The 13,394-nt window shown below is 71.7% G+C and carries 12 protein-coding genes and 1 pseudogene; 10 read left to right on the forward strand and 3 right to left on the reverse strand.

The window, feature by feature from the left end; translation table 11 throughout:
- Positions 1-25: 25 nt before the first annotated feature.
- From IE207_RS20745 to IE207_RS20770, 6 genes are all read left to right on the forward strand, one after another.
- Complete coding sequence (locus IE207_RS20745) at positions 26-1,042, forward strand: transporter substrate-binding domain-containing protein (protein WP_190185757.1); 1,017 nt, start codon at positions 26-28, stop codon at positions 1,040-1,042.
- The gene (locus tag IE207_RS20750; RefSeq protein WP_190185758.1) at positions 1,039-1,860 is read left to right on the forward strand and encodes a GNAT family N-acetyltransferase; all 822 of its coding nucleotides are present in this window, start codon (positions 1,039-1,041) and stop codon (positions 1,858-1,860) included. The genes IE207_RS20745 and IE207_RS20750 overlap by 4 nt, the downstream gene beginning before the upstream one ends.
- Before the next feature lie 123 nt (positions 1,861-1,983).
- Positions 1,984-3,162 (forward strand): LLM class flavin-dependent oxidoreductase, encoded by a 1,179-nt coding sequence (locus IE207_RS20755; RefSeq protein WP_229873876.1) that lies wholly within the window; start codon positions 1,984-1,986, stop codon positions 3,160-3,162.
- A gap of 68 nt (positions 3,163-3,230) precedes the next feature.
- Positions 3,231-4,610 (forward strand): NtaA/DmoA family FMN-dependent monooxygenase, encoded by a 1,380-nt coding sequence (locus tag IE207_RS20760; RefSeq protein ID WP_190185760.1) that lies wholly within the window; start codon positions 3,231-3,233, stop codon positions 4,608-4,610.
- Positions 4,607-5,653, forward strand: coding sequence for an LLM class flavin-dependent oxidoreductase (locus IE207_RS20765; RefSeq protein WP_190185761.1), 1,047 nt, complete (start codon positions 4,607-4,609; stop codon positions 5,651-5,653). The genes IE207_RS20760 and IE207_RS20765 overlap by 4 nt, the downstream gene beginning before the upstream one ends.
- 11 nt (positions 5,654-5,664) lie before the next feature.
- Positions 5,665-6,795, forward strand: coding sequence for an LLM class flavin-dependent oxidoreductase (locus tag IE207_RS20770; RefSeq protein WP_190185762.1), 1,131 nt, complete (start codon positions 5,665-5,667; stop codon positions 6,793-6,795).
- On the opposite strand, the pseudogene IE207_RS34135 reads toward IE207_RS20770, so the two are convergent.
- Positions 6,756-7,403, reverse strand: a pseudogene (locus tag IE207_RS34135) (DUF6545 domain-containing protein). The gene IE207_RS20770 and the pseudogene IE207_RS34135 sit on opposite strands and share 40 nt — an antisense overlap.
- Positions 7,404-7,496: 93 nt before the next feature.
- On the opposite strand from IE207_RS34135, the gene IE207_RS20775 reads away from it, so the two are divergent.
- Positions 7,497-7,682 carry a hypothetical protein gene (locus IE207_RS20775; RefSeq protein ID WP_190185763.1) on the forward strand — a complete coding sequence of 62 codons (186 nt, stop codon included), beginning with the start codon at positions 7,497-7,499 and terminating at the stop codon, positions 7,680-7,682.
- A 49-nt stretch (positions 7,683-7,731) separates the two neighbouring features.
- Here IE207_RS20775 and IE207_RS20780 read toward each other — a convergent pair whose 3' ends face one another.
- Positions 7,732-7,935, reverse strand: a complete 204-nt coding sequence (locus IE207_RS20780; protein ID WP_190185764.1) for a cold-shock protein — start codon at positions 7,933-7,935, stop codon at positions 7,732-7,734.
- A gap of 414 nt (positions 7,936-8,349) precedes the next feature.
- Positions 8,350-9,747 carry an MFS transporter gene (locus IE207_RS20785; protein ID WP_229873854.1) on the reverse strand — a complete coding sequence of 466 codons (1,398 nt, stop codon included), beginning with the start codon at positions 9,745-9,747 and terminating at the stop codon, positions 8,350-8,352.
- Positions 9,748-9,834: 87 nt separating this feature from the next.
- On the opposite strand from IE207_RS20785, the gene IE207_RS20790 reads away from it, so the two are divergent.
- From IE207_RS20790 to IE207_RS20800, 3 genes are all read left to right on the forward strand, one after another.
- The gene (locus IE207_RS20790; RefSeq protein WP_190185766.1) at positions 9,835-10,386 is read left to right on the forward strand and encodes a winged helix-turn-helix transcriptional regulator; all 552 of its coding nucleotides are present in this window, start codon (positions 9,835-9,837) and stop codon (positions 10,384-10,386) included.
- Positions 10,387-11,347: 961 nt separating this feature from the next.
- Positions 11,348-12,175 carry a helix-turn-helix domain-containing protein gene (locus tag IE207_RS20795; protein ID WP_190185767.1) on the forward strand — a complete coding sequence of 276 codons (828 nt, stop codon included), beginning with the start codon at positions 11,348-11,350 and terminating at the stop codon, positions 12,173-12,175.
- 108 nt (positions 12,176-12,283) lie between these two features.
- Positions 12,284-13,375, forward strand: coding sequence for a methyltransferase (locus IE207_RS20800; protein WP_190185768.1), 1,092 nt, complete (start codon positions 12,284-12,286; stop codon positions 13,373-13,375).
- Positions 13,376-13,394: the final 19 nt, after the last annotated feature.

The following is a 13,394-nucleotide window of genomic DNA, read 5'->3' on the forward strand; positions in this document are numbered from 1 at the left end:
ACCGAATACTCGAAAAAGGAACGTCATGCGACACCGGACCGTCTTGCGTACCAGACTCGCCCGTGGCCTCGGCGCGGCGACCGCCGCCGTCGCCCTCGCCTCGGGCCTCACCGCGTGCGGAGGCGACGCGAAGGCCAGTGGCACCGCCTCGGACAAGGTGACCGTCGGCGCCGTCTCCAACGGGGCCGCCGGGCAGGCCGAGTTGTCGGCTCCGGTCGTAGAGTCCCTGCGCGACCAGTTGCCGAAGGCCGTACGCGAGCGCGGCGAGCTGGTCATCGGGGTCGGCGCCCTGCCGGCCGGCTTCCCGCCCCTCGCCTACGTCGGCACCGACCAGAAGACCCTCACGGGCGCCGAGCCCGACCTCGGCCGACTGGTCGCCGCGACCCTTGGGCTCAAGCCCGTGGTCAAGAACTCCACCTGGGAGAACCTCTTCGTCGGCGTCGACAGCGGCAAGGTCGACGCGGCCTTCTCCAACGTCACGGTCACCGAGGAGCGCAAGAAGAAGTACGACTTCGCCTCCTACCGGCAGGACAACCTGGCCTTCGAGGTGCTGAAGGAGAGCACCTGGAACTTCGGCGGCGACTACCGCAACCTCGCGGGGAAGACGGTGTCGGTCAGCAAGGGCACCAACCAGGAGAAGATCCTCCTGGAGTGGCAGAAGAAGCTCCGCTCCGAGGGCAAGGACTTCGAGGTCAAGTACTTCCCCGACCCCAACAGCGTCTACCTGGCGCTGAGCGGCAAGAAGATCGACCTCAGCTTCGGCCCGAACCCGTCCGTCTCCTACCACATCACGCAGACCGCGAGCAGCAACGCCCCCACGCGCAACGCCGGTTCCTTCTCCGGGGCCGGGGAGAGCCTCCAAGGGCTGATCGCCGCGACGGCGAAGAAGGACAGCGGGCTGGCCAAGCCGGTGGCGGAAGCGATCAACCACCTGATCGAGAGCGGCCAGTACGCGCGGCTGCTGGCCGCCTGGAACCTGTCCAACGAGGCCGTCGCCACCTCCGAGGTGAACCCGCCCGGCCTGCCGACGACCAACTCATGAGCGCGGACACCGACACCGGCTCCGGTACGGCCACCGGTACGGCCACCGGTACGAACGCTGGCACGGACACCGGCACCGGCACCGGCCCACGGACCGCGAGCGCCCCGCACGTCCTGGACAACCCGGCGTGGGCCTCGCTGTCCGGTCCGCACTCGGCCTTCGCCGAGCACCCGGCCGGACTGAGGCCCGGCACCTCCCGTGCCGCCCGCTACGACCCGGACGTCTCGCCCTTCGCCGCCCTCGCCGACCCCGCCGACCCGCGCTCCTGGGCCGACCTGGCGGCGCTGGTCGGCGAGGGCCGGGTCACCCCCCTCGCAGGCGTGCTCATCCCGCCCGAGGGCTGGGAGACCGTCGGCGCCATCGAAGGGGTACAGCTGGTCGACACCTCACTGCACGCCGAACCCGCCCCGGAGGCGGTCCGGCTGGGGCCGGGTGACGTACCGGAGATCCTCGCCCTGATCCGACTCACCAAGCCCGGCCCGTTCCTGCCCCGCACCGTGGAGCTCGGCACGTACCTCGGCATCCGCCACCGGGGCCGGCTGATCGCCATGGCGGGGGAGCGGTTGCACCCGCCCGGCTGGACCGAGATCAGTGCGGTGTGCACCCATCCCGGGCACCGGGGGAGGGGCCTGGCCACGCGGCTCGTGCGCGCCGTGGCCGCGGGCATCCGGGAGCGGGGCGAGGTCCCCTTCCTGCACACCTCCGCGGCCAACACGGACGCGATCCGGCTCTACGAATCGATCGGTTTCACGCTGCGCCGCCGGCCCTCCTTCATGGCGGTCCGGGCCCCGGGCAACACGCCTGTCAAATTCCCTTAATATCCCTGTCGTTGTATGGCCCAGCTATCGGGCGTAGCGTCGTCAGGAAGGTCCGCATTTCGCGGTGCGGCATTTCTTTCCCCTTTCCGTACGACTTTCCGTACGCCCGATCAGGAAGGCGATATCGCCGTGTCCGAACTCCATCTCGCCGTGGCGCTCGACGGGGCGGGCCGGCACCCGGCGGCCTGGCGCGAGCCGGGTGCCCGGCCCGCCGAGCTGTTCACCGCGCGGTACTGGGCCGACCTCGTCTCCGAGGCCGAGACCGGACTGCTCGACTTCGTCACCTTCGAGGACGGCCTCGCCCTCCAGTCCTCCTCGGCGACCGGGCCCGACGAGCGGACCGACCGGGTGCGCGGGCGACTGGACGCGGTCCTCACCGCCGCCCGGGTCGCGCCGCTGACCCGGCACATCGGGCTGGTCCCCAGCGTGACCGCCACGCACACCGAGCCGTTCCACATCTCCAAGGCGATCGCGACCCTCGACCACGTGAGCCGCGGACGCGCCGGCCTGCGGATCCAGGTCTCCGGACTGCCCCACGAGGCCCGGCACTTCGGGCGCCGCACGGTTCCGCTCCCCGAGGACGGGCTGTACGAGGAGGCCGCCGACCACGTGGAGGTGGTCCGGCGGCTGTGGGACAGCTGGGAGGACGACGCCGAGATCCGCGACGTGGCGACGGGCCGGTTCGTCGACCGCGACAAGCTGCACTACATCGACTTCGAGGGCGACCACTTCAGCGTCCGGGGACCGTCGATCACCCCGCGTCCGCCGCAGGGGCAGCCGGTCGTCAGCGCCGCCGCGCCCGACGAGGAGGGCGCGGCGGCGTACGGGCTCATCGCCCGGACCGCCGACGTCGGATACGTCGCCGCCCGCGACATCGAGGGCACGCGGGCCGCCGTCACGGCGATCCGGCAGGCCCGGGAGAGCACCGGGCTCGCCGAGGCGCCGCTGCACCTCTTCGGCGAGCTGACGGTGTTCCTGGACGAGGACGCCGCGGCGGCCACCGACCGCCTGGGCCGCCTCGACGCGCTCGCGGGCGAGACGTTCGCCGACGGCACCACCGTCTTCACCGGGACGCCGGTCCAGCTGGCGGACCTGCTCCAGGAACGCCGGGAGGCCGGCCTGTCCGGGTTCCGTCTGCGGCCGGGGGTGCTCGCCCAAGACCTGCCCGCTCTCACCCGGAGGCTGGTGCCGGAACTCCAGCGGCGCGGGGCCTTCCGCCGGGCCTACGAGGCCGACACGCTGCGCGGCCTGCTGGGGCTGGCCCGGCCGGCCAACCGCTACGCCGCGCGGACCCCGGCCTGACGCCGGGACCTTCCCGCCCCCGGACCTTTTCCCCGGACCTTCCCCCGGACCTTCCGGAAGGACGAACCATGAGCACGAAGCCGCTCAAGCAGATCCATCTCGCGGCCCACTTCCCCGGCGTCAACAACACCACCGTCTGGAGCGACCCCGCGGCCGGCAGTCACATCGACTTCGACTCCTTCGTGCACTTCGCGCGGACCGCGGAGCGCGCCAAGTTCGACTTCCTGTTCCTCGCCGAGGGACTACGGCTGCGCGAACAGGGCGGAAAGATATACGACTTGGACGTGGTCGGCCGCCCCGACACCTTCACCGTGCTCGCCGCACTGGCCGCCGTCACCGAGCGCCTCGGGCTGACCGGCACCATCAACTCCACCTTCAACGAACCCTACGAGGTGGCCCGCCAGTTCGCCTCCCTCGACCACCTCTCCGAAGGCCGGGCCGCCTGGAACGTGGTCACCTCCTGGGACGCCTTCACCGGCGAGAACTTCCGCCGCGGCGGCTTCCTGCCCCGCGAGGACCGCTACACCCGTGCCCAGGAGTTCCTCGCCACCGCCAACGAGTTGTTCGACTCCTGGGACGGCACCGAGATCGTCGCCGACCCAGGGCCGGGCCGCTTCCTGCGGGACGCCCGGGCCGGCGCCTTCACCCACCGGGGACGGCACTTCGACATCGAGGGCCGGTTCAACGTGCCGCGCAGCCCGCAGGGACGGCCGGTCGTCTTCCAGGCCGGGGACTCCGACGAGGGCCGCGAGTTCGCGGCCTCCTCCGCCGACGCGATCTTCGGCCGGCACGGGACCCTGAAGGAGGGGCGGGCGTTCTACGGCGACGTCAAGCGCCGGCTGGCCGCCTACGGCCGTACGCACGACCAGCTGAAGATCCTGCCGGCCGCCACCTTCGTCCTCGGCGACACCGACGCCGAGGCCCACGAGACCGCCCACGAGGTGCGCCGCCTCCAGGTCAGCGGGGCCACTGCCATCAAGTACCTCGAACACGTCTGGAACCGGGACCTGTCCGGCTACGACCCGGACGGGCCGCTGCCGGACATCGACCCCGAGGTCGGCGAGAACACCATCGCCCCGGGCCGGGCCAGCGTCCGCCAGTTCCACGACCCGCGCGAGACGGCCCGTCAGTGGCGTGAGCTCGCCGAGGCCAAGAACCTGTCCATCCGCGAGCTCGTCATCGCCACCACCGCCCGCCAGACCTTCATCGGCTCCGCCGCCACCGTCGCCGAGTCGATCAACGAGCTGGTCCAGGCGAACGCCGCCGACGGATTCATCCTGGTCCCGCACATCACCCCGGGCGGCCTGGACGTCTTCGCCGACACCGTCGTCCCGCTGCTCCAGGAGCGCGGCGTCTTCCGCGCCGAGTACGAGGGCACCACCCTGCGCGACCACCTCGGTCTCGCCGTGCCCGGAGCCGAGCCGGCCGGAGAAGGCGTGGTGTCGTGAAGTTCCTGGCCATCACCCTGATCGCGGATTCCCAGGACCCGGTGACGGGCTCCCTCACGCCCACGCGCGAGCGGTTCCGCGAGGTCGTCGCCGCCGCGCTGCTGGCGGAGGAGCTCGGCTTCGACGGCTTCGGGGTGGGCGAACGCCACGAACGGCCGTTCCTCTCGTCCTCGCCGCCCGTGGTGCTGAGCCACATCGCCGCGCTGACCCACCGGATCCGGCTGTTCACCGCCGTCACCACCCTGAGCCTGCTCGATCCGGTGCGGGCGTACGAGGACTACGCGACGCTCGACCACCTCTGCGACGGGCGCCTGGAGCTGATGATCGGCAAGGGCAACGGCACGGCGCAGCGGGAACTCTTCAACGTGACCCCCGAAGACCAGTGGGAGCGCAACGCCGAGGGCTACGAGCTGTTCCGGCGGATCTGGCTCGAGGACAAGGTGACCGCCGAACCGCGCTTCCGCCCCGCGCTCACCGGGGCGGAGGTGCTGCCGAGGCCGTACCAGCGGGCCGTCCGGGTCTGGCACGGCAGTGCCACGAGCCGGGAGTCCGTCGATCTCGCGGCGCGCTACGGCGACCCGCTCTTCTCGGCGAACGTCACCCACCCGATCGGTCCGTACGCCGAGCTGATCCGCTACTACCGGGAGCGCTGGGAGCAGTACGGGCACGATCCGGCGCACGCGGTCGTCGGCGCCGGTACGGCCGGCTACCACGCGGCCCCCACCTCGCAGCAGGCGGCGCGGGCCTACCGGCCGGCGTTCGCGCGGTACCTCGCCCTGCACAAGCAGCAGGGCCTGGAACCCGTCTTCCCGACCCTGGAGGACTTCATCGAGCGGAGCTCGGCGCTGATCGGCAGCCCCCAGCAGGTGATCGAGAAGGTCCACCGCTACCACGAGGAGTTCGGCCACACCGTCCTGCACCTCCAGGCCGAGCCGGGCGGAATCGCCCCGGCGGAGCACCGCGCCTCGCTCGAACTCTTCCAGTCGGACATCGCCCCGGTGCTGCGCAGCGCGATCGCCGACCCTTCCTTTCCCGACTTCTAAGGAGCCCGGCCATGTCCGGCATCCCCCTCGGGGTCCTCGACCTCGTCCCGGTCCCGTCCGGTTCCACCGCTGCCGAGGCCCTGCACCACAGCATCGACCTCGCCCGGCAGGCGGAGGCCCTCGGTTACACCCGCTACTGGTTCGCCGAGCACCACCTCAATCCGGGCGTCGCCGGGACCTCCCCCGCGGTCGTCCTCGCCCTGACCGCCTCCGCGACGACGACCATCCGGCTCGGCTCCGGCGCCGTCCAGCTCGGCCACCGCACCGCCCTCTCCACGGTCGAGGAGTTCGGCCTGATCGACGCGCTGCACCCCGGCCGCCTTGACCTGGGCCTGGGCCGCTCGGCCGGCCGGCCACAACCCGGGTCCGGTGAGCCCGCGCGGCCCGTCACCCCGGTGGTGGACGGCTACACCCCCAACGGGCTGCGGATACCGGACCGGTTCTCCTTCGCGCACCTGCTCGGGCATCCGCGGGTCGCGCTCCAGCAGAAGCTGCTGAACCTGCCGGGCGCGCAGCCGCAGGACTACGCCGAGCAGGTGGACGACGTGCTCGCCCTGCTGCGGGGTGAATACCGCTCCCCGCAGGGGGTGGAGGCGCACGCCGTCCCCGGTGAGGGGGCCGACGTACAGGTGTGGATCCTGGGCAGCAGCGGTGGGGTCAGCGCGGAGACGGCGGGCCGCAACGGGCTGCGGTTCGCCGCCAACTACCACGTCAGCCCGGCCACCGTGTTGGAGGCGGTGGAGGGCTACCGGGCCGCTTTCAAGCCGTCCGCGGAGCTGGAGTTGCCGTACGTGACGGTGTCCGCCGACGTGGTGGTGGCGGAGGACGACGCGGCGGCCGGCGAGCTGGCGACCGGGTACGCGCCCTGGGTGCGCAGCATCCGTACGGCCGAGGGCGCCATCCCCTACCCCACCCCTGCCGAGGCCCGCTCCCTGCCCTGGACGGAGGCGGACCGGGACTTGGTCGCCGACCGGGTGGAGACCCGGTTCGTCGGCTCGCCGCAGACGGTCGCCGACCATCTGGAACGGCTCCAAGAGGCGACCGGGGCGGACGAGTTGCTGATCACGACCATCACGCACGACCACGCGGACCGGGTCCGCTCCTACCGCCTGCTGGCGCAGGAGTGGGCACGCCGCGCCTGACGCGGACCTGCCCCGGCAACGGCAGGCACGCGCCTCGGGGCGGTGAACCTGAGCGCACCACACGAGACCCCGGCTGCCGTCCACTGCCGTGCGGGCCGTCCGTCCCGCTGCCTCGACGAACCCCGTGGCTCGCACATCGCCGATCTCTGCCGCCCCCGCACCCGTGTGCGGTAGTGGGCGGCGACGCGGAGCAGCCAGTCGACTTCCTCGCGCGGGTTGCGTCCGCCGGCCAGGGCCGTACCGCAGTCCGTGGGCTGGTCGCCGTAGCCCGAGCCGTGGCTGGTGTCCACGGCGAAACGCAGCCAGCGGGCCTCGGTGCGTGCGGGGTCCTCGCCGGGCACGGCGGGCGGTCAGGGACAAGGTGGCGTCGCGTATCGCGAACGCGCGGTGGGCGACGTCGAGGCTGCGGTCTCCGGCAGTGAAAGGTCCCGCCGCCGGCTGGTGCGAGTCCCGAGGACGACGTGGGGCACGGCGCGGACGAGGTCGGCCCACATGGGGTACAGCTGCCAGAGCGTGTACTGGTCCCGCAGGTAGCGCAGGAGTGTCGGGGCGGGGTCAGCATGATGTGGGGCCGGTCTCACGAACCCCACGGGCAAGGGCTTCGACACCTGCGCGGCTCCGGACGCCGAGACCTTGAATGCCTGGTAGGCCAATTCGCCGTACAGCGCGGTCGGGATCTACATCGGGGGCAGGAACCGGGGATGGCCCAGGGTGCCGACGGGGACGTTCCGCTGACCGGTGACTGGAACGGTGACGGCACCCACAAGGTCGGTGTCTACCGCACCGCCACATCCGACTTCTACGGCGCGGCCAAGGACTCGGACGCCATCGTCTACCAGGCCCGCTTCGGCAACCCCGGCGACATCCCCATCGCCGGCCAGTGGTAACACCCGTCCGGCCGCCGAGGACCTCCCTCGGCGGCCGGACGGTCGCCGCTTAGACGGGGGTGACGTTCTCCGCCTGCGGGCCCTTCGGGCCCTGGGTGACGTCAAAGTTGACCTGCTGGTTCTCCTGCAGCTCGCGGAATCCGCTGGCGTTGATGGCGGAGTAGTGGACGAACACGTCCGGGCCGCCCCCGTCCTGCGCGATGAAGCCGAAGCCCTTTTCCGCGTTGAACCACTTCACGGTGCCGGTTGCCATGTGTTTCCCCTGTCGAGGATCGTGGGGTACCGGCTTGTCGGCACCCCTGGGTGAGGTGATCGCCCTGGTCCTCGGACAGTGCTGCACAGCAAACGCCCACAGTGAAACCGCAGACGTTGAGACTTCGGAACCACGACTACTGGCAGAAAAGTTAGCCGATCCGCAGTCGTTCGGCTACGGGCCGCAGCAGAACGCGTGAAGATCGCGCGCATGGTGAGAGGGCGGTGGCCCGCCCCTTTCCGAAAGGGGGCGGGCCACCGCCATGTCGTCGCCTCCGGGCACGGGCATGGGCACGGGTGTGCACCGGGTGAATGCGGACGTCGGAGGTATCCGGGGCAACAGCCGGGGCGGTCGCCGTGACGCGGCAGGGAATCGGCTCACAGGGCCCTGAGGAATGCCGTCCCGCCGTCCGGACTACTCTGCTGCCGCCTTGCGTTGGTTGGCGGCGAGTACCAGGGCGGCCGCGCCGGCCAGCAGCGCTGCCACGATCACTGCCGTCCAGCCGCGCCGGAAGCCCTCCAGTGCGGCCTGGGGCCCGTGCGGGGTACCGATCAAGCTGACCGTCAGGGCTACGCCCACCACGGCTCCGATCTGGCGCGCCATCGTGGTGACGGCGGATCCGGTGGCGAGGCGCGCCGGCGGCAGCGCCGCCGCTGCGGCCCCGATCAGCGTGGGCAGTACCAGCCCCACGCCCAGACCGGTGAGCAGCATCCCGGGGAGCAGCTCGGTGGCGTAGTCGGGGCGGACCGCGATGTCGGCGGCCCACCAGCCGACGCCGCCGGCGAACAGCAGGGTGCCGAGGGCGGCAAGCCGTCCGGGTCCGAGCCTGCGCACCAGCGCGGCGCTGCCCAGCGCGACCGGCGGGACCAGCAGCGGCCCGGGGGAGATGGCGAGCCCGGTGCGCAGCGCCGAGTAGCCCCAGACCTGCTGGCACCACAGCGCCGACGTCAGCAGCATCCCGGCGAAGGCGGCGGTGAACAGCAGCGCCGCGGTGTTGGCCGCGGCGAAGCTGGGCACCCGCAGCAGCGACGGCTCGACGACGGGGGCCGGGTGGCGCGCCGAGCGGTACAGGAAGCCGCCGGTCAGCAGCAGGGCGGCGAGCAGGCCGCCGAGCACCCTGGCCGAGCCCCAGCCCCAGGCGTCTGCCTTGACCAGTGACACGGCGAGGGCGGCGATGGCGAGGGTGAGCAGTGCCGCTCCGAACACGTCGGGCAGTGGCCCGCTCTCCCGGCCGCGCAGCCTGGGCAGTACGCGTACGCCCACGGCGAGGGCGGCGATGCCGACCGGGACGTTGGCGATGAACACCCAGCGCCAGTCGGCCTCGACCAGCAGTCCGCCGAGGACCGGTCCCAGCCCGGCGGCGATCCCGCCGATGGAGGCCCAGGCCCGGATGGCGCCGGGGCGCTCGGCCGGGGGAGTGGCGTCCAGCAGCAACGCCAGCGAGGTCGGCATCAGCGCCGCCGCGCCCGCCGCCTGGACCACACGGGCGGCGTCCAGCCAGCCGACGGCGGGAGCCAGCGCGCAGAGCGCGGAGGCGATGGTGAAGACGGTCAGCCCGGCGAGGAACACCTTTCGGTGGCCGATCCGGTCGGCCAGCCGTCCGGCGACGACCAGCAGCGCGGCGAAGACGATGGCGTAGCCGTTCAGCACCCAGGAGAGGGTGGCCAGGCTGCTGCCGTGGAAGTCCCGCTGCATCGCCGGAAGCGCGACGTTGACGATGAACAGGTCGAGGTTCGAGACGAAGACCGCGGCCGCGACTACCAGGAACGCTGCACGGCGGTGGGGCCGGTCCCCGTCTGCGGGCGCAGCCACTGGGTTTGATATTCCAACTATCTCCATGGCCGGGAAAGCTAGCGGAAGTGAGTTTGAATACGCAACCCTCTGTGGCACGCTGGTGGAGTGACCAAGTCCACCGCCGACCGCCCCGCCGACCGCCGGGCCGCCGCCGACCGCCGGGCCGCCGCCCCGCTGCCGGGCCGCCCCTGCTCCATCGCCGCCGCGCTGCAGGTCCTCGGCGAGAAGTGGGCGCTGCTCGCCGTGCGCGAGCTCTTCTACGGCAACCACCGTTTCGACCGGATCGCCGCCAATACCGGCGCGCCGCGGGACCGCCTCACCGCCCGGCTGCGTGCACTGGAAGAGGCGGGGGTGGTCGAGCGCCGTGCTTACAGCGAGCGCCCGCCGCGCTACGAGTACCACCTCACCGACGCCGGTCGGGACCTCGCCCCACTGACCCAGGCACTGCTCTCCTGGGGCGACCGCTGGCTGTCCCCGGAGCCCCCGGTGGTACTGCGGCACCACCCGGCGGACCGGCCGGACCACCCCGACCATCCGCTGGACGCGGCCTGGACCTGCCGCACCTGCGGGGCGGAGGTGCGCAACCCGGACGTCGAGCTGGAGATCCGCTCTCCCGGTTGGGAACGCCAGGGCCCCAAGCCGCCGCCGGGACGGTAATCGGCAGGCGGACCCACTGCTGCGGCCGGGCTCGTCCACGTGCGCGCGTTCTCCGATCAAGTTCCCTGCGATGCGCTGTGGTTGACGTCATTCCGGGCAACCGGGAGGGTTGGCCGACAGGGGCCGAAGGCCTCTCCTTCCAGGAGGTCTGATGGGGAAGACGGCGGACCATGTATGCGGCGACTGCGCCCATACGAGGGGTGTCCACGTGCCGTCTCTCGGGCGGTGCCTCGGTCTGCTGCAAGGGCCGCTCTGCGGTTGCTCCGTGTTCCGGCGCGCGGACCCGCCCGGGCCTCGCCTCCCCCGAGCCGGGGAGCCCCCGTCGGAGGCGGGATCGCCGTGTGAGGACTGCGGATCGCCATTCGGCCGCTGCCGGTGCGAGCCCTCGTGGGAGCGAGCCGAGTCCTATTACTGAGCTTGCGGCGCATCCGGAGGCGGTCCGTTGACCAGAGACGACTGGATCCTCGCGATCTTCGCCCTCTCGCCCTTGGCCTTGTTCGCCATCGGCCTGACACTCGACATGGTGCTCGGCGGTTCCGTGGAGGCCCCCTGCCACACCTGCGGGCACCATGCCGCTGAGCACCGAGGCGGACAGGACCAGGCTGCGGGCCGTTGCAACGCTGTGTCGGAGCACGGGGCCCCCTGCGGGTGTCAGTACTACGAATCTCCACCGCAAGGAGAGTGGACCGGATACCAAGGGGGTTGCGGCGGCTAGCTCGTGCCCGGTCGGCGGTGCGACGCCGAAGAGTGATCCGTCCAACCGATCCGACTCACGCTCCCACTTGCCGAACGGCAGGAACTGGGAGACGAAAGCCGGGCCCAGCCGCGCTGACCACTTCCGCGACCCCACCGCCGTCGCTGCCCGCCTGCCGCCGGACACGGGCACCGTCGGGGTGGGACGGGGGGTCCAGTCGGAACTTTCGTCCAAGACGGGACCATCGAAGTCGGCGACTGTAGAGGCATGCGCAGCCACGAAGTGGGCTCCGGCCCCATGGATCGTGATACCGAAAACGGCTGGGAGGTCGCCCGCCCCCTTGCCGGCACGTCCCTCGACGGCGTCCGGATGGCCGGGTTCCGCGACCGCATCTCTGTCGGCCTGGACATGCACGTGCTTCCCCGGCCGGCCGTGATCATCGTCATCGGACTCGGGAACGACCCGTTCACGCTCGAGGGCATCCCTGGGCAGCAGCCCCTGAGAAGCCTCGTCGGCGGGATGTCGCCCGGCCCTGCCCGCATCCGCGGCGAGCGCGTCGAGTGCATCGAGATGCGCTTGTCACCCCGGGCAGCCTATGCGGTGCTGGGCGCGTCTCCGCGCGAGCTGGATCGGTCCATCACCGGTCTCGAGGACCTGTGGGGCCGGCACGAGCGACACCTGCGCGAGCAACTGACCGACTCCACGACATGGCAGCAACGTCTCGGGCTGATGGACGACTTCCTCATGAAGCGGGCCGAGCGGGGACCAACGATGACACCCGAGGTCGCAGCCGCCTGGGACCACATCGTGGCCCGTCGAGGCCGTGTGCGGGTCGGTGACCTTGCCGCGTCTTGCGGGTGGAGCCGAAAGCGGCTTTGGGCCAGGTTCAGTGCTCAGGTGGGCCTCACCCCCAAGCGCGCCGCCATGCTGGTCCGCTTCGACCACGCCGCCCGGGCGCTCAGCGCGGGCGGGAACGCCGCCGACGTCGCCCTGGCATGCGGATACGTCGACCAGCCCCATCTCCATCGCGACGTAGTGGCGTTCGCAGGCTGCACGCCAAGCGCTCTGGCCGCTCGGCCGACGTCTGCCGGCTAGCTCGTGGAACAGCGACTCGTGGAACAGCGAAGAGAGCGGCCCCTCCCTCGCATGGCCACCGACGCCGGTCCGCGCACCCGTTCATCGAACGACGGAAGGAAGACACCAGTGACGACCACCGATGTCCGAGCAGCAGACACGGCCGACCGCGGCCTGATCGTCCGGCTCGCCTTCGGCAGCATGGCCGCGCAAACCCTGCGCGCGGCAGTGCGGCTGGGGGTGATCGAGCTGCTCGGCGACACACCCCGTCGGGCCGATGAAGTCGCCGCCGACGCCGGAGCCGAACCTCAGCCCATGACCCGGCTGCTGCGCGCCCTGACCAGCCTCGGCCTGCTGAGGGAACACACCCCGGGCTCCTTCTCGGTGACCCCCGCGGGCACACTCCTCGACCCCCGGCGTCCCGGCTCGCTGACGTCCTTTGTGCGGATGTTCACCGACCCGGTGGCGACACGGGCCTGGGAGCACCTGGACGGCAGCATCCGCACCGGTGACATCGCGTTCGACGCGGTCTTCGGCACGGACTTCTTCAGCCACATTTCCCAAGACCCCGGGCTTTCCGCGGCGTTCAACTCGGCGATGGGCCAAGCCACCGCGGAAGCCGCCGCCGCGCTGCCGCACGCCTTCGACTTCGGCCGGTTCACTTCGGTGGCAGACGTCGGTGGCGGAGACGGTACCCTCCTGGCCGCTGTACTCGACGCGCACCCGGGTCTCACCGGAATCGTCTACGACACGGCGCATGGGCTGGCTCAAGCGCCGCGGACACTGCAGGAGCACGAGCTCACACAACGCTGTTCTCTGGTCGCCGGCGACTTCTTCCGTGCCGTCCCCGACGGCTCGGACCTCTACCTGATCAAGAGCGTCCTGCATGACTGGACGGACGAACAGGCGATCACGATCCTGAGCCACTGCCGCGCCGTGCTGCCGCCCGGGGGCCGCGTCCTGATCGTGGAGCCCGTGCTTCCGGAAGTCGTCGGCACCGACGCCGAAGCCCACGCCGCCGACGACGCAGTCACCTATCTGAGCGACCTCAACATGCTGGTGAACGTCGGCGGCAGAGGCCGCACCCGCAAGGACTTCGAGGACGTGTGCCACCGCGCGGGCCTGACCCTCCTATCGGTCACCCCTCTCACGCGGGCCGCACCATTTTCCCTCATCGAGGCCGCCGCCGACTTCCCGCACACCGCTGCCACGGGAACCTGAGCGGGGCCGCGTAACCGGC

The sequence above is a fragment of the Streptomyces cirratus genome, from assembly GCF_014650775.1.
Taxonomy (GTDB): Bacteria; Actinomycetota; Actinomycetes; order Streptomycetales; family Streptomycetaceae; genus Streptomyces; species Streptomyces cirratus.